The sequence below is a fragment of the Halalkalibacter oceani genome (assembly GCF_040544555.1).
GTDB lineage: Bacteria > Bacillota > Bacilli > Bacillales > Bacillaceae_D > Halalkalibacter > Halalkalibacter oceani.
Window position 1 is genome coordinate 1 of sequence record NZ_JBEPKD010000034.1, and the last position, 22034, is coordinate 22034.

Here is a 22034-nt window from a genome sequence, read left to right on the forward strand (position 1 = left end):
CACTTAACTCATTCGACTTTTGGGGAGGTACTCCTTTTTTCGTGCCTTGAAAACCTTGCGAGACTAAGGGTTCAAATTATGAAATTGACTCACTTTTCTACTCTGAGATGGATATCTTTTTGATACCATTCCGAAAGTCCATAGGCTTTGAACAACTGGTGCATGCCGAGTCGTTCAGAGTGTTTCCCCATCGAACCATCCCCGATATTAAGTGTATCTATCCATATCCGATCTACGATACCTTCCAGTAACTTTGGGAAATCCGGAGTGAACGGCAGTACAGGTGAAATTGACGCTTGTGTAGTTATCCCTACCTCATGTACTTCTCTTAATGCTTGAATTCGCAGCTTAATTCCCGGTGCAACCGGAGCAAAAAGCCGCTTTATATCTTCCCGATCGGTTTCAATTGTCATTGACAAAATGTGCTTCAAAGATAGGAGTAAGCACTTGGAGAAGAGCCTGTTGGATAAAGCGATCTACCACAGTCGAAATGCCAAATAATCTGACAACGCCGTCGGGTTTCGGGATTTCGACCCTTCGGACTGGTGCCGTTTGATAGGCCCCTTCTAATAATTGTTGTCGTATAAGCGGCCAGTACTCATGGGACTCGGAGTTTGCCGGACGACGCTTAACCATCACTTCAAGGTCCTCTGGGCTTCACCCGTACTTCCCTGAAGGAGTTCCATAGGAATTCTGCTTCAACGCGTCGTTCTCGAAAACGTCTGATCCATCCCTGAGTTGACGTTTGGCCCTTCCCTTTTTCAGGCGTCCCTTACTCACGCACTATGACCTCTGCTGACTCCTGCACGCTCAGCAAAACCTTACGGCCTTGGTTACCATCCTCAGATGGCGTGCCATGCAGGCCTCCCCGGATAAGGATGCGTACTTTCATCCATGCACCTGTCCAATATACTCATACAGCCCTTGGCGGCTTAGGACTTCGCCTTGTTTCGCAGACTCGTCCGACTGTACTAGCCTCACATTGGATTCGTGTATCTCAGGTCGAGTGTTTGCCTCCAGCTTCCTTCAGATTCCACCTCACGATGGACACCCTTACTTTTGGCTAACGGTAGGTGCTCGCCAGCCCCCGCTTGGGACTTTCCCCTAAAGCACGGCACCCATGCCGGGCTAGAGTGAAAGGCTGGGCGGGGCCCAGCCCCTCCTCATCAAACCGTACGTGAGGTTTTCCCTCATACGGCTTTCCGATGTTCGTCATCATGAGCATGCAGATTACAAGAGCGTTTTAAGTCCATATTGAATAGACAAAGACTTCACTTCGCGCAGCGAACTCAACCATCGTCTGCGTTTGTGTTTCTTAGCATACCACTTCGCAAACCGCTGCCGGATATACCAATCCAACTTCGCCATCTTCCTCTGGCTGTAAGCTGTGTAGTAGTAATTGCGCCAGCCTTGAATCTTTGGATTCAGGTACTCCACGTGCTCTTCGAAACTCAGGCGTCGCATACCTGGCGGAGCTAATCGCTCTTTTACCCCTTCCCGTATTCGCTCTTCCGCCTTCCGGCACAACCACTGCTGGGTTGTGTAGTACACTTGGCCTTTGGATGTTTCGGCCTTCGTCTTTCGATGATGCATGCCCAGAAAATCGAAGCCTTCTTCCCCAGTCCAAAGTCCAACGATGCGCGTTTTCGTGGGGTGCAGGGTTAATTCCAGGCGTTCCATAATCGCTCGTATGAGTTCATAGGCCCGCTGTGCGTCCTTCTTCGTCTTGCAGATGATCACCAGATCATCTGCATAACGCGTCAGTTCCCCAAGCTTACCGCCATGTCGTTCCCACAGAAGATCAAAGTAATTCAGGTAGATGTTCGCCAGCAGTGGTGAGATCACTCCCCCTTGCGGTGTACCCAAGTCTGAGCGTCGGATGTTTCCTTCTTCCATCACTCCCGCACCTAACCACTTCCTCACCAACTTCAAGATTCGCCTGTCACTGATCCGCATTTCGATCAGCTTCATCAGTTTCTCCTGATTGATGTTGTCGAAGTAGCCTTGGATGTCGACGTCGACCACCCAATTTCCTTTGCGGTTGCATGCTTTCCGGATTCGCTCCAACGCCTGTTTCGCGCTCCGCTTAGGCCGAAAACCGAAAGACGTGTCCTGAAAATCCGCCTCGAAAATGGGTTCCATGACGAGTTTGGTCGCCATCTGGATGACGCGGTCTCTCACCGTCGGGATCCCCAGCGGTCGCAGTTTGCCATCTTTCTTCGGGATGTAGTGGCGTCTAACGGGTTGTGGATGGTACTTCCCTTCTTTCAGTAGCCGTTGACATTCAAGCACAAAACGCATTTCTCCCTGTTTCTCGATGTCTGCCAACGTCTCTCCATCCACTCCTGCCGAGCCCTCGTTGGCTCGTACCCTTCGCCACGCTTCCCATAAGATGTCTACCCGATAGACCTTGTCGTACAGCGCGTGAAATCTTCGCTTCTTGTTCTCCTTGGCCGCATGACCGAGTTTCCCTTGGAGTTGTTGAACGTTTTCCTCTGGTGTTGTTAGCCGTTTGGCATTCACTGACTCGTACCTCCTCAAGAAACTTGAACAAAGCAGGGCTCCTTCCCTCCCGCAGGTTGTGTTGTCCTGCGTTCCACGGTACTATGAGCCCCTCGGACTCCCTTCCTGCAGACCGTTCACTTCACCTCTGGGGCTTATAGAAGGCCTCTTTACGGTTTCTGCAACCGTGCAGGGGAGGGCCTCCCCAGTTCACTGCATCCTCTTTCATACCATGCCGTTCCCTCTACGCCGGAGGATTCTTCACTGCCGCTCCAAGTTCTAGGCAGCTTCCATGGCCTTCGTCCATGTACGCGGGACTCGGCTTCCTCTTTTCCCTCTTGCGAGGCCTTTTTGACGACGCGGCAGGATTCACTTTCATGTTACGGCCTGGTATGTTGCTCGCCCTGCCTCTGACAGGTACTTTCGTCGATACGCTTCTACGTACAGATTTCGCCATACGTAGGTATCCTAGCTACGCGGGGGCTTGGCCCTTCCCGCGACCGGACTTTCACCGGCTAGAAGATGCGTGCTTAGCTGGGCACGCCGCAAAAAAAAGGTGCAGAAGCAAAAGCGCTTCTGCACCAAACCTTATTGTGACAACAGCTCCAACAATCTCAGGATACTGGTGACCGCTTCCGCGCGGGTCAGCGTCTCATTCGGCGCGAAGAGATTGCGATCGCGACCGTGAATGATGCCCATGATACGAACCTCTTCCACGTAACTTTTCGCCCATGCCGGAATACGGGCATCGTCTGCAAATCGGGTGTGCGTATGGTCGGTCAACTCCGCTCCTGTTGCTCTTGCGATCATCACCGCCATTTCCACACGAGTGACCGGGCGACCAGGTCGAAATGTTCCATCTTCATATCCTGAAACAATGCCTGCCCTTGCCGCCAAATCAATCGCTTGCTTTGCCCATTCGCCAATTTGCTCCCCGTCCGCAAAAGCAGGCGCATCGCCTCCCGCTTCTCCTTCCAGCCGCAAGGCACGAACGAGCATCAACGTAAATTCAGCGCGGGTGACGGCATGATCCGGCCTAAACGTACCGTCAGGGTATCCGGCAATGATGCCTTTTGCATAGGCTTCCTGAATGAACGGCTCCGCCCAATGACCCGCAATATCCGCAAATAACGGCTCCGGGGAAGGCGGGTCCGGCATCTCCTCTTGCATACGTTCCACGGTGATGGAATACGTTCTGCGCGTTCCGTCTTCTGCAGTGACCACGATGTCAATGATATCCGTATCCGTGTGCAAGGGGATGCGAATGCTTCCCTGATCACTCCGGACTTGCCGACCATTCACGCTGATTCCAGCCTGATGATGTGCAGCACGGATCGTGAGCTGGATGCTGTCAGCATCATGCGGGATCAAAGCCTTGTACATCGTAATGTCCCCCGAAAATTCCGGTGTCAGCACGCCTTCTGACAAGATGAGCTCCCTCAGTGTCGCATTGCCGGAGCGTGCAGAGGCAGGCGGACTCGGCGAATCTGAAGGATCGGGCTCACGCACCAGACGAAAGCGCTGGGATATTTTATAACTCTCTTGACCCACCTGATCTTTGGCGTAAATGTGCAAATACCAGTCGCCGCCGTTTTTGTCTGCATAACTCAACGTGCTTTGGTTAATGAAAGGTTGCCAGTCGGCATGTTCATCCAACGGGTCTGAACTCGTTGACCAAACATAACGGAGGGAAGCGGCATCGATCCCGCTGCCGTCGTCCTTCACGTTGACTTGACTGGATATGGTCCGCGAGAGGGTTTCATCGCCGTCGGGTTTCAATTCGATCTCCGGATTCGTGTGATCGATACGGATGAGTACATGCTCGCTCATTTCATTGCCTAATACATCTTCCACTCTGAACCAAAGCGAGTACTGCCCCTCTGTTGTGAAGTCGAGCGGATCATGATAAATCTCCCAAGCCGCTCCTTCATCCAACGAATATGCAATGGGCCGCAGCGCGATCCCGTGGTCATGAGAAGCATAAACCGCTGCGGTCACACTTTGGTTCGTCCACGTTCCGCTGGGATATGCTTTACTGTCATTATCGGTAAAATACAAATCCACATCCAGCTTCAGGCCGCTTCTGCTGATCTTCACGGTCCGCTCAACGATCGTACTCTTATTGCCGATGTCATCCATCGCTTGCGCCTGGATCTTCGTTTGCCCTTCTTCCGTCACCTCTAAGCGGATAGGTGTACCGTTAAATGCACGATCCTCCCACTCCTTGTCACCGACTTTCACACGAATCGTGTGAACATCTGTCTGCCTTGGGTTAGCGGCGCTGTGGTCGATCGCCACTTCCACTTTGGCAGCATTGGTCCAGCCGTCGGGATGAAGGGTGATCGTCGGCGGTTCCGGACTTCCGCTGTCCACGACGATGGCGAAAGTCTCCGACTTGTCGAATAAAGATACGGTAATCGTTGCTTTACCACCTTTGACGGCGCTGACCTCCCCGTTAGAATCAACATGCACAATTACGGGGGCATCTGGATCAACGGTATACGTGGCGGTAGTTGTCGCATTGTAGCGATCCCCGTTTTGATGCTCCGTATTCACGGTAATGTTGGTCTTGTCATCAAGGGACAAGTGTTTGTCTGCAATGGTCGCATCCCAAGAGATGAGCGGGTTTTGCCATTGGAGAAATGGCCGATGTCCGTCGTACTGGTACCAGCCCTCTGTGAGATCCCAATCCTTAAATGTTTCCGGATCGCGGAGATCCGCCTCTTCCACAGGTATTCCGATTCCATTGTCAGGGAATTCACCATCCGTATAGCTATCGGTCAACCAGTAGCTGCCGGCGACCTCAATGATATTTCCTCTTTCTTCATATTCATTATTCGCCCCGACCAGCCCGCCAGTCTCAGAATTACCTGTTACCTTGCCTGTCGCGTAACAATGCTCAACTTCTATCACTGAACTTATTGGCGAATCGTAACCATTTGTAACATTAAATCCGATCAAACCACCCACGTATTGCTTACCGTTGACATTCCCTGTCGCATAGGAGTTCTTAATTCTGACCACACCAGATGGAAGGGCTTCAGCTTTACCAACAAATCCACCTACAAGCTGGTCTCCATTAACCTCCCCAGTCGCATATGAATTCGTGATTTCATTGACACTTCCTATATTTCCCGATGAAATTATGCCAACTAAACCACCTACAAGATTATTTATGCCCGCAACGTCACCAGTTGCAAATGAATCGCGAATCGTAATCTTTTTACCAGTCGAACCCCTAAATAGACCTGCCAGACCCCCGACTTCACGCTCTCCGACAACTTCGATATGGGCGGATGACCCGATCACGTCATTTCTAACAATACCGGCTAACCCGCCAACCTTCATTTCTCCTCGAATAAGAGTTCCCGTTACCGTACTGTTTTCAATCATCCCGTTGCTATACCCTACTAACCCGCCGACGTTGCCTCTCCCTTTGATTTCCACGACCTCGAGATGGACATTCCGGATGACAGCCGTTTCTGACGTCACTCCAAACAATGATTGATAATCTTTGTCTGCACGGTTGATCTTTAATCCTGTAATTTGATAGCCATTGCCATCAAATGTTCCGGTAAATGGAGAAGAGTATACCGTTGCGATTGGCAACCATCCTTCTCCAGCACTGTAAGTTGAAAGATCAATATTGGCTCCCAATCGGAAATGGGCATCCAGATAATCTCTCACCTTGTCCAGCTGTTCAGCGCTTTCGATTATATACGGGTCTTCTTCCGTGCCCGAGCCGCCGGCAAAATCACTGCTTGACGGCGCGAATGCACCGCCATCGGCGGCCTGAACCCAATTCCCGTCAGTCCCGACGAGTTGTGTCCAGATCCATCCGAAACAAAGAACGAACGCCGCCAACAGAACGGCTGATTTAAACGGTCTCATTTTCCTTTCACTTCCTTTCCAACGTGCGGAGCCCGCCAGTTCAGCATCATTGTCCGTCTGAAAGTCCAATTCTCGCCTTCTCCAAGGCTCCCAGATCAATCTTTTCCATCGCAAGCATGGCCTTGTTCACGCTCTGCTGTTGTTCCCCGGATTCGTCGAAACTGATCGCTTCCTAGTCGGAGGGATATACTTGTCAGCACGATGCTCTATCATCTATCCAACAATCTTAGCAGCATCACCGTCGCTTCTGCACGGGTAGCCGTTTCGTTCGGCACAAAACGGTTTCCGCCGCGGCCATCGACAATGCCAAGTTTGCGGATGGCTTCGACCGCACCTTTCGCCCACTGCGGAATCGCTTCATCATCGGCAAAGCCGGGTAACGCATTCGCGTTAAGCTCCAGTTGTAGCGCCCGGGCGACCATCACCGCCATTTCTACGCGTGTGATCTGCGTGTTTGGCCGGAAGCTGCCATCGCTGAATCCAACCACGATGCCCGCTTGTACGGCCTGCGCAACGGCTTGCTTCGCCCATCCGCCAATCTGGTCATGATCCGTGAAAGTTAGCGCAGAACCGTTGCCTTCCAGTTTCAATGCACCTGCAAGCATCACGGTAAACTCGGCGCGTGTGACTGGATGATTCGGTTTAAATGTGCCATCTGGATAACCGCTGACAAAGCCTTTCTCTACAGCACGCATGATGTAGTCCTCCGCCCAGTGTCCGGCGATGTCTGTAAATGCAATAACCGGTTCGGTTGTCTTTGGCATTTCACGATATACGGTCAGCGTATAGGTTTTCTTCGTGCCGTCTTCTGCTTGTACCGTGAGCACAATTTTATTGTCGCCTTCCTCCAAATCGACTTGAATTCTATCCGTAATCACCTTGTCCTTCCATATGACTTTCGCCGCGGAGTGAGCTTCTTTGACCACAATCTCAATTCGTTCGGCTTCTGTACGGGCCGTATATTCTGTTGTTCCAGAAGTAAATGAAGGGCTTAGTTTCAATAATTTCCCTTCCACCCATACGCGCAGATCCGCCAGATCCGCATTGTTGGATAACATACGACCGCCCCCACCACCACCGGAACCGCTGTTACCCCCTGGTGCTCTTGGGGTCGCTATCGCTACATTAGAGAAATCACTGGCCCCCTCCACAGTGATAGCCTTCACTACAAATGCATAAGTTGTTCCGTTCGTCAATCCTGTGACATTGTAGGAGTTCGTTTCAACACTTGATTGAACGAGCTTCCAGTTCGCCGGATCGACAGGAGCTGATGTGCCTTCCGCTTGGTAAACCGCATAAGTCACGGTGCCTGCTTCCGTAACCGCATCCCACTTTAATGTAACGGAACGATCAGCCGCCGAAGCTGTTAAATTCGCCGGTGCAGGTATCGTTGCAATCGTGTAATGCTCCTCCAGCACTTCACTGTCCAGCATGCCTGCCTTCACAGCAATCGCCTTAAGCGTCATCTCTGTTGTCACTTCGATGGGCGCGGTATATTCGATGCTGCTGCTAGTAGGCGTGCTGCCGTCTGTTGTGTAGTAGATCATTGCATCGTTCGTATACGTGCTCAACGTCACCGTTGTACCAGCCGGGACTGCACCGCCCGCAGGACTGGCGACTGGCTTCGATACTTGCTCTGGCTTTGCTTCTTGTATGAGCGTGATCGTATACGTTTTACTTTTTTGCAAATAAGGGACGACTTCCACGGTAACGACCGTTTGCTCATCGGTTACTGGTATATTGACTCCTTTAGCGGGATCGGATTGTCGCTCACCATTCACATACACAGCTGCAAATTCCGCATTTTCCAATGTCGCGAGCACGTTCACCAACGTAACATGATTGTCAATTAATACCGTGTATTCCTGCTTCGAAGGATCAAACAAGAGTTCCAATTCCCGACCGCTTTGATCGGTTAGCTCAATCGTTTCGAGATCACTTGTTGGAATGTTGAGTTGACCTGAACGATTATCACCCCAGGCCATGATCGTCCCATCCTCTTTCAAGGCAAGCGAATGGTAGAATCCCGCTGCAATCGCGATCACGCCGCTTTTCGCTGCATCAGGTACAACCGTTTGTCCGTGGTCGTCCGATTCTGTGTTGTCTGAAATGCCCCAGGCAATGACAGAGCCGTCAGACTTCAAGGCAAGAGAATGTACATACCCTGCCGCAATGGCGACAACCCCGCTTTTCGCTTCCTCCGGCACAGAAGATTCTCCGAAATCGTTTCTCCCCCAAGCAAACACCTCCCCCGATTCAGTTAATGCCAAAGAATGATGAGCTCCTGCACTAATGGCTACTGCATTGCCCTGCACCTCTTCAGGCACATTGAGTTTTCTCCATCCCCAATCTCCCCACGCAATCACATCTCCGTCTTCTTTTAGCGCTAAAGAATGCCAATATCCCGCTGCAATCGCGATCACGCCGCTTTTCGCTGCATCAGGTACAACCGTTTGTCCGTGGTCGTTTCTCCCCCAGGCAATGACTTCTCCCGAAGATGTGAGGGCTAACGAATGGAAGGCAGCAGGTCCCGCAGCAATGGCTACGATATCGCTCTTCGCTTCCTCCGGCACATCGGTTCCCTCTGCTCCCCCCCAGGCGATGACCTCGCCGCTTACTGTGAGAGCCAGGGAGTGATTATCTCCTGCGCTCACCGAGACAATATTGGACTGCGCTTCATCGGGGACTTCAATGGGGACCATGGTTTTGTCAATTTTATTCTCCCCCCAGGCGAGCACTTTCCCGTCCGCTGTTAAAGCTAAGGAATGATTCCGTCCTCCTGCGATTTGCAGGATTCCTCCCGAACGATCACTCAAGGCTGGATGAAAGCTCCCTTGAGCAGACACGTTGTCATAGGGTACCGTGATCAGAAACGACTGGATGAGCAGCAAAGCGATGCACAGCTTCACCAAGCCGTTCCTTCTATTGCTTTTATATGATTGTTTCATGCTTTTTCCCCGTGGATTCATCTCTTATAAATCCTCCTTCAGGTTAATCTCTTTATAGCTTCATCTGATTTATTATACAAACTTCCAATCCCTTTGTGATCAACCCTGCCTGTCACAAAAATCACAAAGGTTGAAGATGGGGGTGGAGTTTATTTAGATAAAAAAAGGAACGAATCAGAACAATTGTAGTGTTCTGGCACGTTCCAACGCTTGTAAGCGATTTTTGGATTGCAATTTGCCGTAGATATTGTTAATGTGTGTTTTTACGGTTGCCAGGGAAACATTCAATTTGAGCGCGATTTCTTTATTAGACATTCCCGTTTCCATCAACCGAAGCACGCTTTGTTCTCTTGCTGTTAAAACAACCACCGTTCCTTCATGGGGAGTACCGGCTTCCCTTTCGACTTGTGGAATCAGTCTTCGCAGCCGTTTCACATAGGATAAAGACACCTTATGGCTGGGGCGGCGATGCTGTTTTTGACGCAGTTGGATATATTGATCCAATAATTGGCCAAGAGGTGCTCCTTCGTCAACAAAGGTTCGAATGTACCCTTCTGGCCACGCCAATGCCAGCGCTTCTTCCAACACGTCCATGCATTCTGCAACCTTTCCTTGTAAGGATAAAAGCCTGCCCTTACGAACAAGAAGACGGATTTGATCGCTTTGCCGTCCTGTTTCTCTGGCCATGAAAAGAAGACGCTCCGCTAACGCTGCAGCTTCCTCGAATTTCCCCTGCTCTGCCAGTATAGAGGCCAGTAGATCGTATTCCTTGATCATGGATACTGGAATTTCATCATGGAATCGGAGGCCGCTCTTTTTCAGCCATCGTTTCACCGGTTTCTCTTCCCCACGCATCCAGCCTTGCATGGCGCGGAACCAGGCAATTTTTCCGGACAAATGGGGATTCGCTATCTTGGACGTTTGTTGGGTTAACTCTTGTAATATGTGCTTTGACGTCGCCTTGTCTCCTTGTACGGCGGCAATGCGGGCAAGCCATAGCGCTGCGATGGTCGCCAAGCTTCGATGATCATGCAATCTTCCAATATCATAGGCTTGGCGCATCAGCTTTTCCGCTTCGACCAAGCGATTTCGTTCGTACTTCATTTTTCCAAAGTCGATATAAAGATGAGCAACAAAATAGACATTTCGGGTTTCAGACCAAATCGACAGCAAGGACGTTAACACCTGCTCCGCCAGTCGCAGGCCATGATCCGACACATAGATATCCCACACCGGATGATAGCCATCCCCATCGCTTCCGAAGCCAATGAAGAAATCGCCTTCCGGATGCTTCTCGACATATTCCTGTGAAAATTGAACGGCATATTCAAAATCCCGATCCAAAAACGTGCGAAATGCAGCCAGAAAAGCAAGCCCAGCATGTAAGGTTTCGGCTTCTTCAGGAGGAAGGGGATCTGTGTCCTCTTCTAGCCTGCGAACCGCTTGCCAATACCCGTCAGTGGCCGCTTCGACATGCCCGGACAAGTACTGGGAAGCGAGTTTTGTCAACAGCATCATCGGTCTGGCAAATAACAGCGTGTCGGGAATTGCGTTTAACCACTTGCAAAGCGTCGTCCATTCATTGGTCATCAGCTCCGGTGTCATCTCCTCTATCAATGATAGCGCATGTTCATAATCGGCAGCCGCAAGGTAATGATCTACCGCTTCATGCGGATAACCGTTCTCTTCCAACCATTTTCCCGCTGTCATGTGAAGTGTTTGCCATTGCCGCGGCTCGCGCATTTTCAACTGCGCCGTCAAAAATTGCCGGAATAAATGATGATACCTGTACCACTCCCGCCACTCGTCCAAAGCTACAAGAAACAAGCTTTCCTTGTCTAATTGTTGCAGATACGCATCACTTTCGGCTATACCAGTTACCGCTTGACAAAGTTCGCCCTTCATCCGGTCTAAAATGGAAGTATAGAGTAAAAATTGCTGCATCGTTGCGGATTGTCGGGCTAACACCTCATCAAAGAAGTAATCCGATATATCACGTTCCGTCCCCGCCATCTTCCGGATTAGAGATACGGGATCGGTATGTTCGTGCATTGACAAGACCGCCAGTCGCATCGCCACTGCCCAACCCTCTGTCTTTTTTTGTACGGTCGCCACATCTTCATTGGATAATTGTATACCACCGCACTTCGCAAAAAATTCAGTCGTTTCGTCCGGCACAAACCGGAGATCGCTCGCCTCCAACCAGATCAGCCTATTTTCTGCTCGTAGTCTGGAAAGAGGAAGCGCTGGAGAATTTCGGCTTGCAAGATAGAGATGGACATGTAGTGGCAAACGTTCCAGCAGATAAGTGACGCCCTGCAAGATGGACGTTTCTTCGATATGATGAAAGTCATCCCATACGAGCACCATCGTGTGTGAAATGCGATGTAGCCCGTTGATGAGCGCAGCAATCAGTGACACACCCGATGGATCTTCTGCGGCATGACGAAGGACGTCCTGTTGGTCAAAAGACGGATAAGCTTGTTTTAACGCTGCAATGGTATGCCCCCAGAAGCGCGTGCGATCATTATCCCCTTGATCAAGCGAGACCCAGGCGACGGGATTTTCCAGCGTCATTACCCATTCGCCGAGCAATGTCGTTTTGCCATACCCGGCTGGAGCTGAGATCAAAGTAAGCGTGCGATCTAACCCTTCATGCAAACGCCGGGTGAGACGGGAACGCACAACAAGCGAGCTTCGCGATCGAGGAATATGCAGTTTCGTGGCTATGATCATGGTTAGCCCCTCCCTTTGACTATAAGCATCAGGAATGAACATTTTCCTTACCATTTTACCAAAAATCTTTTATTTTGGCGGGGCTATCCCTGGTTACACAACGCGGAAAAGTTATGATGTTGACTATTCACAAGGATTGGCGGATCATAGTAGTACAGAACCGGGAAGAACCCGCGAAACTGCCCCTTCTGCGTTCATATCATCGTCGTTAAAATGGATTTTAACATTTCAATCATTCTTTCAATAAAGATCGTAATGATAAAAGGACGATGATTCGCGATGCAAATCCATAATCCGTAGCCAGTAACAGATACAGCCCCAAAAACGGCTGCATCCCGATAAAGTTTCTTTCGAAGCAATCCCAACATCGGCAAACCGATCAAAGGCGCCAGCAGGATGTGAAGCATCAACATGTTCAATTCATCCTCCTTTTCGCTTCTCGAACGAGCGTCTGACCCATGTTGTCACCAGCAACAAAAAGGGGATCAGCAGAACAAAGAAACTGTCATAGATGAATGTATATTTTTCATCCCATTCCTCGTTCTGGATCGGGTTTTCATAAATAGACAAGGCGGTCGCCGACAACAAAATGGTCAAACCCAGAAAGTGAGGCCACCGGGTTTTGGGACGGAAAACTTGACGCAGCGTTTCGGAAGCTCCGTAAACGAGTACCAACAGCTTGATAAAAATCAGAATCAGTAAAACAACAGAGATAATGGAATGGACATTAATATTTACCTCTCCGATGGAAATTTCCTGCACGGTCGTATACACTGGAAAGATAAGTTGTGACGCCCTCTCCACTCCTAATAAACCGATAATCATAAACAAGGTCATGCCAAGAGAAACGGAAGCGGTCAAGAGCCCAAGCAAAAAAGGGCGTGTTGCCCCTTGTTTGACCAGCGGAAACAATGTCGTGAGCGCAATCGTTTCCATATAGGGAAAGCCCAAAAAGGAATGGTATTGCAGGATGGCTCCCAGGTCGGAATGGAAAGCGGGCTGAAGTCTTCCCCAATCCCAGTTCACCACTGCCAGCAACAGAACAAACCAGAACGGGAAGAACAAAAACGGAGTGATGACCTGATTTAATCGTCCAATGGCTTCCGTCCCCTGAGCGACCGTGTAAAAGGCGACAAGCAAAAACATGACGTGAAAAACGGTTTTCGGCGTCTCCGGCATGATGGTGCCATTTAAAAAATCGCTTAAATTTCGAAGAGCCCATCCAGCCAAAATACAGAAATAAAGAAAATACAGGACGGAAACAAGCGTTCCCAGAGAACGTCCCCAAGCTTCCAGCGGGATTTGCACCAGACTTTTGCCCGGGTAATATCGGAATAGAAAAATCCAGAACAGACCGACGAGTATGCCAAAACTTCCTGCCCACAAGGGCATGAGCCAGGCATCCTGTCCCGCCTGTACGACCAGCCGCCCAATCAGCACGAAAAGGGTGGTTCCGAGGATATAATTGATCGTCAATAGGTAAAACTGGAATCGGGAAATCATTGGCTTCATCCTGTTCCTTCATAAGGTTGACTCATGCTTCCCGTTCGGAGCAGCCGGGTAGTTGCAAGAATCTCAATTTGCGCATGTTTCGCCGCCTGGTCGATATCCGGATGATTTGGCGTTTGTTTGCGCAACAAGTCCTTGATGCTTAGCAGATCCCAGCCCCGCTCCCGTGTCATGTGATAAAAGGCAAGCGACTCGTCTGCTATGATCTGATTCAGTCTGTTTTCAAGTCTCTCCACCTCGTTCTGAGACTTCGGGACGAACTCGATTGTATAGGCAGTGGACAATTCGAGGTCCAGGCGGATCCGAACGACAGGCTGGTCGGATTTCCAGAAGACCTCACGTTTTATGCGAGCCAGTCTCAATGCCATGGATACCTGTTTTCCTTCCACCTGAAACTGTCGCACGTGGCGACCTCGATCGCCATTTAGCAAATGGTACCAGACCAGCTGCGTATCATTCAGTTTGCCAACCATGCGATAATCACGGAAAACCGCCCCGCCCCGGATGATAAAGTTGTTTTGATTGGCGTCGATATCCGCCGACCTTTCCCCGCTGTTGGAAGAAGGTGCCTCTGTCATTTCGGGGATCAACGGCAATACGATCATATCTGACTTTTCCATCCGTTCAATGACATCACTGACCTTGATCTGTTTTCCCACCAGGAGCGAATTCCGGATCAGCAGGTCGAGCCTGGAATCGATCGTGTCAGACGGCTCCCGCTCCAGGGGAGTTAATGTTCTCATGACCTGAGATATCGATCCGTCGACAATCAGCATCGGGAGTGACGAACGGCCATTAGGTTGCATTTCGATAAAGTTGACAATATCGCGTATGTTTTGTTTGGCCACCCGCCGAGAAACGAGCAGCACCTTGCAGTGGGCCATAAATAACTTGCGCGGCAATATTTTGTAAATCGTAGATTTGATTTCTCCAAAAGACGATCCACTGATTTCGTAAGTGTATACAGGGGCTTGTTCGCCTCCCGACGTACCTTTGGCGGAAGTGCCGCTGAGCGGGTTGATGATCTGGTAATACACGGTTATTTTGTCGCTCTCCGGATCGCTGTCCACCCCCATCATACTGACCAGCGCCAGTTCGTTCATTTCCGTTCTGTCCCAGCAAGCCGTAAGCAGGGCGGTAAACATCATCAGGATGAACAGACCCGCTGCATACCGGTTGGTCATGTTTGATCCTCCAAATTACCTTTTTCTCTTCATATTCCGAATATATCCGGGCAGACCGTTCGGATTCAGCCAGGGCCGGGGCAGCCGCACCAACACATCTTTCCAATCGGTTCCTATGTACGGGGAAGCGGGAGTGAAGTAAGGAACGCCAAAGGACTTAAGCGACACCAGATGGGCAACCAGAAACAGGGCACCGCATAAAATGCCGAAAAGGCCCATAAAGCCGGCCAACAGCACGAACGAAAAACGAAGCAGGCGTTGTGACATGCCAAAGCTGTAAACCGGAACGACAAAATTGGTGATGCCGGTTATGGCTACAACAATGACAATCGCGGCGGAAATGAGACCGGCTTCCACCGCCGCCTGCCCCAGTACAATCGCCCCCACGATCGAAAGCGCCTGTCCGACCGCCCGCGGCATGCGCAGCCCCGCTTCCCGGATAATTTCAAACACGACTTCCATTAACAACACTTCGAAGAAAGCGGGAAAGGGAACCCCTTCCCGCTGGGCGGACAAACTGATCAGGAGCTGGGTCGGGATCAGTTCCTGATGGAACGTCGTGGCCGCGACATACAAGGAAGGGACGAACACGGCCGTAAAAAAGGAAATCAGCCGAATCCAGCGAATAAACGTGGCGATGTCCGCCCGTTGATAATAATCTTCAGGAGAACTGAAAAACTCGAAAAACGTCATGGGGGCAATCAGGACGTTGGGTGTTCCGTCCACCATCACGGCCACTTTACCATCCAGTAACTGGGCAGCTACCATATCTGGGCGTTCGGTGTTGGTCAGCGTCGGAAAAGGAGACCAAATCCGGTCCTGGATGAATTCCTCCACATAAGCGCTTTCCAGCACACTGTCCGTCCGGATGGCTGACAATCTGCCGCGCACTTCCCGGACCAGCGATTCCGGGGCGAGGTTCTCCAAGTACACCATAAGCAAAGTCGTCTTGGTCTGATTGCCGATGTTCATTTTATCAAATCGGAGGAATGGGTTGCGGATTCGTTTGCGGACAAGCCCCACATTGGTCAGAATGCTTTCCGTAAACCCTTCGTGCGGGCCGCGAATGGTCGATTCCGTCTTCGGTTCTTCAACGGAGCGTTGTTTGGGTTCAGTCACATTGATGAGACAAACGCGCTCCCTTGCAAAATCGGTTAGTGCGCAATGGCCTGCAAGGAGAGCTTGTACGGCATGTTCCCGCAACTGTTCATATGGATCGAAAAAGGAAAATTCACGCAAAAAACCGCTCTCGGCGGAACGAGACGCTTCCCCTTCGGAAAACGTATGTTCCGTGAACGATTTCAAAATGTATTCGTCAATCGATTTTTTATTGACCATCGATTCCAGATACAGGCACTGCACGGTTTGTTCCCCTTGGGCAAACAAGGATCGGCAGACCAAGTCTGGAGGGAACCCGAGGGCTGATTGAATGTCTCCGAAAAAATCATTCTTAATCAATAGATTTTGTTTTTTTCCTGCCATCGACGAACCTCCAGATTCTCACATCTCATCATTATCATTGTTTCCTATTGGGTGGATTCTTATTCCATTGGCAGTTATGCTGTTGCAAATTATCGTGAGGTGAAATCCATACGAGACATTCAAGAAAACGTCCAAGCCGGGAAAGGTTGCGCCGGGAGTGCGAATGTGACTGTGTAGGAAGCACTTCGCATCGTTCACGCGATCAATGCCCAATTCCTGCATCAGCTTGGATTGCAGTGCCTGTGAAAAGTTAATGCCCTTCTCCAGCGCGGCGGCGTTCAGCCAAGCCGGAAGCGTGACCGTCCGATTGACAGAACGGTTCACTTGCGCCTGCGGATAGATGGCATATAGACATCAATCAGCACAGCGCGTTCGTTCGCTTGCGTGGTTTGAATCTGGGAAAGCGGCGTTGGAGCGGGAATAGGTTCGCCATCTTCTTCCAGCCCGTACAGGACAATGCCGAGCAGTTCCCGCGCGGACAAAAGCGCATCGTGATCGTCCGTTCCGCTTGTCGCGCAATCCAGATCAGGGAAAACAACAGCGATTTCCTTGCCGGGGTCATAAGTGAAAACGGCAGGGTAGAAATATCGCTCCGGCTTCTTCATGTCGGATACCTCCTTTGAATGGTCGGGAGGGAGCCGGGGCTATTCAAACTTTAACCCCGACCGCCGTTCAATGCTTTTGAGCGTAGGAACGGGAATGTCTTTGTCAGGATGTTTGACGGTTGTTCGTCCCTTTTGGGTTGGGTGCTTGAACTGGTGATGACTTCCCGAGAAAAATCCACGGTAACAAATACTATTATATTTGTCAATTGAGAACGCAAACTAATCCGCCTTTTTAAGGTATCTTCCAAGTCTTGAACCAGTAACGATATTGTCCGAACGTCGGCAATTTATCCTGCGGAGGAAGAATAGGGACGAGTGCTTTCCCGTCTAATACTTTATTTTTCAGTCCATCATCCCGATTCCTGACCCATCATTTCACGAATTAAACCAGACCCTCCAGGCTCCTGCATTCGACAAGTTTCCGAATATGCAAAAGAAGAGCTCTCGATTCACCATTAAGGTATATCGAGAGCTCTTCTTCGCGACATCGATGCGGTCGAGAGGACAATGGTATCAATCTAACGCAGCACAATCTTGTTCAATGCCGTTTGTATATCTTCCTTTCATGCTTTTCCCAAACGGTTTAATAAAATAAACCATTCTCATAAAAACAGTTTTTCTTCAAAGAACTACCGTCATTTTCTTAGCAATCTCAGATAATTTTTGGTTTTTTAAAAAGTCCTCCATTTTCTCTTCAGCCGATACCATCACCTTCTGAACTAAACACTCTGATCCATGATTCATTTCACAGTCGAATAAGGAGGCGGAGCCTTCAATGGCATGAATCACGTCGAGAAACGAGATTTCTTCCCAATTCCGTTTTAAGCGATATCCACCATTGGCTCCTGAAGTCGATTCAATCATTCCTGCCTTGACCAGCTTGGTAAGGATTTTGGATAAATACGTTGGAGAAACCTCTTGTCTCTCCGCCAATTGCTGTACGCCGATAAGTTTGTTCGGCGGGAATGCGGCAAGAAAGAGCATCGTATGAAGAGCATAGTTTGTCGCTTTAGAAAATTTCATAACGTGATGTTCACCTCAATTATGGACTTTATGTGCCCATAATAACTTTTTATATTGGCTTATGTCAAATATCGCCTCCCTTATTACTCCTTTATTCGTTGTAACTGGCAACACTCCAAGACCTACGATTCCACTGAACCTTTACCATATGGAACAAAGAAAGTAAGAAGAAAACCACTCGCTGCAACGAGGGCTAGTGACCAAAACGCGGCTTGAATTCCTTGATGCATATTGATCGGAAAAGAGAATGAGCTATAATCTGCGGTAATTGTCACCAGGGTGATGAGCAGTGCCCCGCCCATTGACATGCCCAATGTACGTATGGCCGTGGTCATCGGCGAAGCGTAATTCATCATCGAATTCGGCAAGCTCGCCATGGCAAAAGCAGTAATTGGGGTCATCATAAAACCGACCCCGGTCATAAGCAACGCATATAACCCTACCAACAGACCATACGGAGCGTGAATCGATAGCGCTATCGTTAATAGAGCCGTTACGGCGGCTATCCCGAAGAAGCCGATCCGAATCAAATAGCGACCGCCATAACGGTCGTAGATTTTACCCGATACCACTCCGGACACCCCCATCAGCAATGCACCTGGGAGCAGCATTAGCCCCGATTCTCTAGGCAGTAGTCCCCTGACATTTTGTGCATATATCGGGAGCAGCAGTTCCACTCCGGCCATCACAATGAACAGGACTACGCCTATAATCGATGCATAAGTAAATCTCGGGTAACGAAATACGTTGAAATCAAGCAAAGGGACGGCCAGTTTGAATTGGCGCTTCACAAACAGAAACGACAGTGCGAATCCCACGATAAGGAAGGTCAGCGCAAGCTGAATCCCTTTTCCCTGATCGCTAAGGATACTAAATCCATACAACAGACTGCCGAAGCCCAAACTTGAATAAAGAATCGATCTCCAGTCCAATTTCGCTTTATGCGTATCCCAAACGTTTTCCAAGCAATAATAGGCGACAAACAGGTTCGCGATCGCTATGGGCGCCACCCCATAGAATAAGATTCTCCAAGAATGATGTTGAATCACGAAGCCGGAAATCGTCGGCCCCAGTGCAGGGGCGAGTCCCACAATGAGACTGGCCAGTCCCATCGCTGCCCCGAGTTTTTCCTTTGGGAACACTAGGATAATCGTATTCAGGAACACCGGTACCAGCAATCCGGCGCCAATCCCCTGAATAATTCGTCCGCTTAGGATCAATGTGAAGTCGACGGAGAAGCCGGCAATTAGCGTCCCTGTCGTAAAGGCCCCAGCGGATGCGAAAAACAGGGTTCGCGTCGAGTATTTTCCGATCAGGAATCCCGTCACAGGGATGACAATTCCAGAAACCAGAAGATAGACGGTGATCAGCCATTGCGCCCGATTGACCTGGATTCCAAGGTCAAGCATCATTTGTGGCAAAGCCGTGTTCAGCATGGTTTGCATGAGTTGTGCCAAAAAATTCGCGACGATTAGAGATGCGACAATGATTACAGGTTTTCTTTTCATAACGTTCCTCAATTTACTACAGACACTCCAGTTTGTAGATATTACAGATATTTTTTGTCCATTATATAGTTAAAGAAATTACTTATGGGAAAATTCTTGGACACCGGTGTACATGCTCTGATCCTTCAACTGAATAAGCACCTTGCCAAAACGCCCACCCTGCTGGATGACAACCTTATCCGTCGGATAGGTCCGTTCCAAATAATTGGCTATGATTTTCCTGTTCTGGTCGTCCGCAGGCAAACCGAAGATTCTCAGCCATTCCATCACCTCCTGGAGCGCCGTGTCTCTAGGTACCTCTGTAGATTTCATTTCCCGGGTTACGAGCGACTGATAGGAATACCCTTTGAGATACAGTAAATGGAGCAAATAAGCCATTTCCAAATGTTCCGTTTTCATGGGCTGATCAGTGACCAAAGGCCAAATCTCTTTTACCAGACTGTGCTCCCTGGAGCCGACAGACAGGCTGATATAGCAATACTGTCGTGCGCAGCTCAGCACTTTCTCCACACTCTCCCAGTCGGCAATAACCGGGCACATGGAGACAAATACGAAATCAAAGGCTTTTTCCCACCCCTTTGCTTGAATATCAATGTCTTCAAAAGGCTCAGCCACAATCTCTACATTCCCGTTCTTTAATCCCGTTATATTACTTTTCAAGAGCTCAACTAATGGAAGACTAGGCTCCACAGAAGTAACACTAGCCCCTCTCTCCGCAAACGGCACTGTAAATCCGCCTGAGGCCGCTCCAATGTCTAATATGGAGGTATCTTTAAATGTCACACCCTGACTTTCCAGCCAATTCATTATCCGTTTTGTTCTTCGCCTGCCTTCTTCGCTAAACGCCTGCTCGTTAAATGACTTTGCCCTATGGTCAAAAGTATGTGCTGGATCAATTCCAACTTTTTTCATTTTGCTAATCGCTGTATCTGGATCCTTCTTCCAAGCTGCTTCCCAAACGGCATCATTAAAAAAATCGTTCGTCATCATCCTCTTCATCCCTTTCTGTTTGATGCAGTCATTACACTTATGACTTTTGAAAAAAGTCCTTCTCTCTAAGAAACTTTTCCCCAAGAGAAGGACATGTCCACTTAGAGCTAAACGAAATCCTCTTCGGTCAGCTCCATGTTGATGCCAATCGCCGCTTTGCTTCCGCCTGCTGCGGCATAAATCAACTGGGAAGGCATGACGTAAGCTGCATCCCCGGCGGCATACACACCTGGAACCGAGCTTTTGCCCCACTCATTTGTGGCGATACCGCCAAACTCATTTACCTCATAACCAAGCGAACCCTGAAAAGACGCCTTCGGTTTCCATTCCGGTGTAATGAATCCTCCCGTTCTCTCGATTCGCGTGCCATCTGCAAATTCCACCTGCCGCAATTTCCCCTCATGACCGATAAACATCGTTACTGCTTGTTCAACCACTTCGATGTTTCTGGATTTCAACAGTTGTTTTTGATCGTTGTCCAGAACCGCATGCCCATTTGTACAAACCACAAGATCTTTACTCCAGGTATAGAGCAGCTTGGCCATATGAAACACTCCAGAGTTCTCGGAAACAACAATTAGCGGCTGATCTCGAAGCTCCCAACCATCGCAGTAGGGACAACTGAACAAACTTGTTCCATAACAATCACGCAAACCTGGAATATCCGGGAAAATCTCCCTAAGTCCAGTGGTGATCAGTAATTTGCGTGCTTCAATCCGTTTTCCGGTTGACGCCACGGCGACGAACCTGTGATCAGTCCGGTGAATCTCGGTTACCTCCCAAGGTAAAAGTTCAACGGAGGGATACCCCAGAACCTCCTCATATGCAATACGCCTAAACTCGGCGGGTGTCACACCGTCTCTTGTTATAAATCCATGAGAGGCATGTGTAACCGCATTTCGGGGCTGGCTGTTATCAAATAACGCAACACTGCGTCTGGCCCGCCCAAGTACCAGAGCCGCATTGAGTCCTGCCGGGCCTCCGCCGATAATAGCACAATCATAAATCAAAAGAATCTCCCCTTTTTTGTTGATTTATTTGGAGCCAACAAGCTGCTGCAGTTCACCTTTCGACAATATGCCTATTTCTTTATATAGAGGCTGTCCATCTTTGAATATAATGGTTGTCGGGATGCTCATAATCTGAAATTGTGAAGAGGTTACCGGATTTTCGTCTACATTAACTTTAACGACTTTAATGGAATCATTTGCTTCCCTTTCAAACTCCTCTAATACAGGTGCAAACATTCTGCATGGACCGCACCAAGCGGCCCAAAAATTCACTACTGTTATACCTTCCGTTTGCACCATCTCATTAAAAGTAGAATCTTTCGCATGTTGAATAGCCATCGTGATCTTCCTTTCGATTAAATATACTATGGATATATAATATCTTTAATTTGTCATAAGATGGGTCTAGTAATCTTGTCCGGCGTTGTTGCCAGTAAATGGAACATCACCTCAAACGCATAATCAGTGGCTTGTGAGTTTTCATAGCACTCCTCCATTCGAATTAAAGACTTCATGTATCTATGATAACTTTGTTTTGGATAAGATGCAAGTCAGTCCCAAGAAAATTTAGCCAAACCCAGGCCAGTTGTATTCTTTTGGCCTGTGATCGAGCCAACAACAGCGGACAGGCCAGGGTGTTTTGCAT

At 49.3% G+C, this 22034-nt stretch carries 16 protein-coding genes and 2 pseudogenes; all 18 read right to left on the reverse strand.

What is annotated here, in order from left to right; translation table 11 throughout:
* Nucleotides 1-89 precede the first annotated feature (89 nt).
* A pseudogene (locus ABMB67_RS21485) lies at nucleotides 90-443 on the reverse strand (radical SAM protein); the annotation flags it as partial.
* Nucleotides 418-636: pseudogene (locus ABMB67_RS21490) on the reverse strand (group II intron reverse transcriptase/maturase); the annotation flags it as partial. The pseudogenes ABMB67_RS21490 and ABMB67_RS21485, both read right to left, overlap by 26 nt.
* A gap of 594 nt (nucleotides 637-1230) precedes the next feature.
* On the reverse strand, nucleotides 1231-2523 hold the full coding sequence (gene ltrA, locus ABMB67_RS21495) for a group II intron reverse transcriptase/maturase (RefSeq protein WP_055107312.1): 1293 nt from the start codon (nucleotides 2521-2523) through the stop codon (nucleotides 1231-1233).
* A gap of 567 nt (nucleotides 2524-3090) precedes the next feature.
* Nucleotides 3091-6462 (reverse strand): S-layer homology domain-containing protein, encoded by a 3372-nt coding sequence (locus tag ABMB67_RS21500; protein WP_354573267.1) that lies wholly within the window; start codon nucleotides 6460-6462, stop codon nucleotides 3091-3093.
* 140 nt (nucleotides 6463-6602) lie between these two features.
* Nucleotides 6603-9341: an S-layer homology domain-containing protein gene (locus ABMB67_RS21505; protein ID WP_354573268.1), complete on the reverse strand. Its 2739-nt coding sequence runs from the start codon at nucleotides 9339-9341 to the stop codon at nucleotides 6603-6605.
* Nucleotides 9342-9515: 174 nt separating this feature from the next.
* The gene (locus ABMB67_RS21510) at nucleotides 9516-12077 is read right to left on the reverse strand and encodes a winged helix-turn-helix domain-containing protein (RefSeq protein WP_354573269.1); all 2562 of its coding nucleotides are present in this window, start codon (nucleotides 12075-12077) and stop codon (nucleotides 9516-9518) included.
* Between the two features lie 194 nt (nucleotides 12078-12271).
* Nucleotides 12272-12490 (reverse strand): hypothetical protein, encoded by a 219-nt coding sequence (locus ABMB67_RS21515; protein WP_341005390.1) that lies wholly within the window; start codon nucleotides 12488-12490, stop codon nucleotides 12272-12274.
* 7 nt (nucleotides 12491-12497) lie between these two features.
* Entirely contained in the window at nucleotides 12498-13580 is a 1083-nt protein-coding gene (locus ABMB67_RS21520; RefSeq protein WP_354573270.1) for a GerAB/ArcD/ProY family transporter, read from the reverse strand.
* Between the two features lie 5 nt (nucleotides 13581-13585).
* Nucleotides 13586-14770 (reverse strand): Ger(x)C family spore germination protein, encoded by a 1185-nt coding sequence (locus tag ABMB67_RS21525; RefSeq protein WP_354573271.1) that lies wholly within the window; start codon nucleotides 14768-14770, stop codon nucleotides 13586-13588.
* Between the two features lie 15 nt (nucleotides 14771-14785).
* Entirely contained in the window at nucleotides 14786-16252 is a 1467-nt protein-coding gene (locus ABMB67_RS21530; protein ID WP_283858649.1) for a spore germination protein, read from the reverse strand.
* A 320-nt stretch (nucleotides 16253-16572) separates the two neighbouring features.
* Nucleotides 16573-16857 (reverse strand): type II toxin-antitoxin system HicB family antitoxin, encoded by a 285-nt coding sequence (locus tag ABMB67_RS21535; RefSeq protein WP_213509925.1) that lies wholly within the window; start codon nucleotides 16855-16857, stop codon nucleotides 16573-16575.
* Nucleotides 16858-16896: 39 nt separating this feature from the next.
* The gene (locus ABMB67_RS21540; RefSeq protein WP_074048767.1) at nucleotides 16897-17064 is read right to left on the reverse strand and encodes a type II toxin-antitoxin system HicA family toxin; all 168 of its coding nucleotides are present in this window, start codon (nucleotides 17062-17064) and stop codon (nucleotides 16897-16899) included.
* Nucleotides 17065-17089: 25 nt separating this feature from the next.
* Entirely contained in the window at nucleotides 17090-17203 is a 114-nt protein-coding gene (locus ABMB67_RS23515) for a hypothetical protein (protein WP_488168263.1), read from the reverse strand.
* Between the two features lie 275 nt (nucleotides 17204-17478).
* On the reverse strand, nucleotides 17479-17880 hold the full coding sequence (locus ABMB67_RS21545) for an Rrf2 family transcriptional regulator (protein ID WP_036623450.1): 402 nt from the start codon (nucleotides 17878-17880) through the stop codon (nucleotides 17479-17481).
* Nucleotides 17881-18002: 122 nt separating this feature from the next.
* A complete protein-coding gene (locus ABMB67_RS21550) occupies nucleotides 18003-19388 on the reverse strand; it encodes a DHA2 family efflux MFS transporter permease subunit (RefSeq protein ID WP_036628256.1) in 1386 nt (461 codons plus the stop codon).
* A gap of 78 nt (nucleotides 19389-19466) precedes the next feature.
* Nucleotides 19467-20375 (reverse strand): class I SAM-dependent methyltransferase, encoded by a 909-nt coding sequence (locus ABMB67_RS21555; protein ID WP_036628257.1) that lies wholly within the window; start codon nucleotides 20373-20375, stop codon nucleotides 19467-19469.
* A gap of 110 nt (nucleotides 20376-20485) precedes the next feature.
* The gene (locus ABMB67_RS21560) at nucleotides 20486-21388 is read right to left on the reverse strand and encodes an NAD(P)/FAD-dependent oxidoreductase (protein ID WP_036623451.1); all 903 of its coding nucleotides are present in this window, start codon (nucleotides 21386-21388) and stop codon (nucleotides 20486-20488) included.
* A gap of 24 nt (nucleotides 21389-21412) precedes the next feature.
* Nucleotides 21413-21727 carry a thioredoxin gene (gene trxA, locus ABMB67_RS21565; protein WP_036623452.1) on the reverse strand — a complete coding sequence of 105 codons (315 nt, stop codon included), beginning with the start codon at nucleotides 21725-21727 and terminating at the stop codon, nucleotides 21413-21415.
* Nucleotides 21728-22034 lie beyond the last annotated feature (307 nt).

What these genes read in the sequence shown, in the direction of transcription:
- ABMB67_RS21550 (WP_036628256.1), bottom strand. Translation starts at nt 19,388, where the DNA reads ATGAAAAGAAAACCTGTAATCATTGTCGCATCTCTAATCGTCGCGAAT.
- ABMB67_RS21510 (WP_354573269.1), bottom strand. Translation starts at nt 12,077, where the DNA reads ATGATCATAGCCACGAAACTGCATATTCCTCGATCGCGAAGCTCGCTT.
- ABMB67_RS21515 (WP_341005390.1), bottom strand. Translation starts at nt 12,490, where the DNA reads ATGTTGATGCTTCACATCCTGCTGGCGCCTTTGATCGGTTTGCCGATG.
- ABMB67_RS21505 (WP_354573268.1), bottom strand. Translation starts at nt 9,341, where the DNA reads ATGAAACAATCATATAAAAGCAATAGAAGGAACGGCTTGGTGAAGCTG.
- ABMB67_RS21555 (WP_036628257.1), bottom strand. Translation starts at nt 20,375, where the DNA reads ATGACGAACGATTTTTTTAATGATGCCGTTTGGGAAGCAGCTTGGAAG.
- ABMB67_RS21525 (WP_354573271.1), bottom strand. Translation starts at nt 14,770, where the DNA reads ATGACCAACCGGTATGCAGCGGGTCTGTTCATCCTGATGATGTTTACC.
- ABMB67_RS21545 (WP_036623450.1), bottom strand. Translation starts at nt 17,880, where the DNA reads ATGAAATTTTCTAAAGCGACAAACTATGCTCTTCATACGATGCTCTTT.
- ABMB67_RS21530 (WP_283858649.1), bottom strand. Translation starts at nt 16,252, where the DNA reads ATGGCAGGAAAAAAACAAAATCTATTGATTAAGAATGATTTTTTCGGA.
- ABMB67_RS21520 (WP_354573270.1), bottom strand. Translation starts at nt 13,580, where the DNA reads ATGATTTCCCGATTCCAGTTTTACCTATTGACGATCAATTATATCCTC.
- ABMB67_RS21535 (WP_213509925.1), bottom strand. Translation starts at nt 16,857, where the DNA reads ATGAAGAAGCCGGAGCGATATTTCTACCCTGCCGTTTTCACTTATGAC.
- trxA (WP_036623452.1), bottom strand. Translation starts at nt 21,727, where the DNA reads ATGGCTATTCAACATGCGAAAGATTCTACTTTTAATGAGATGGTGCAA.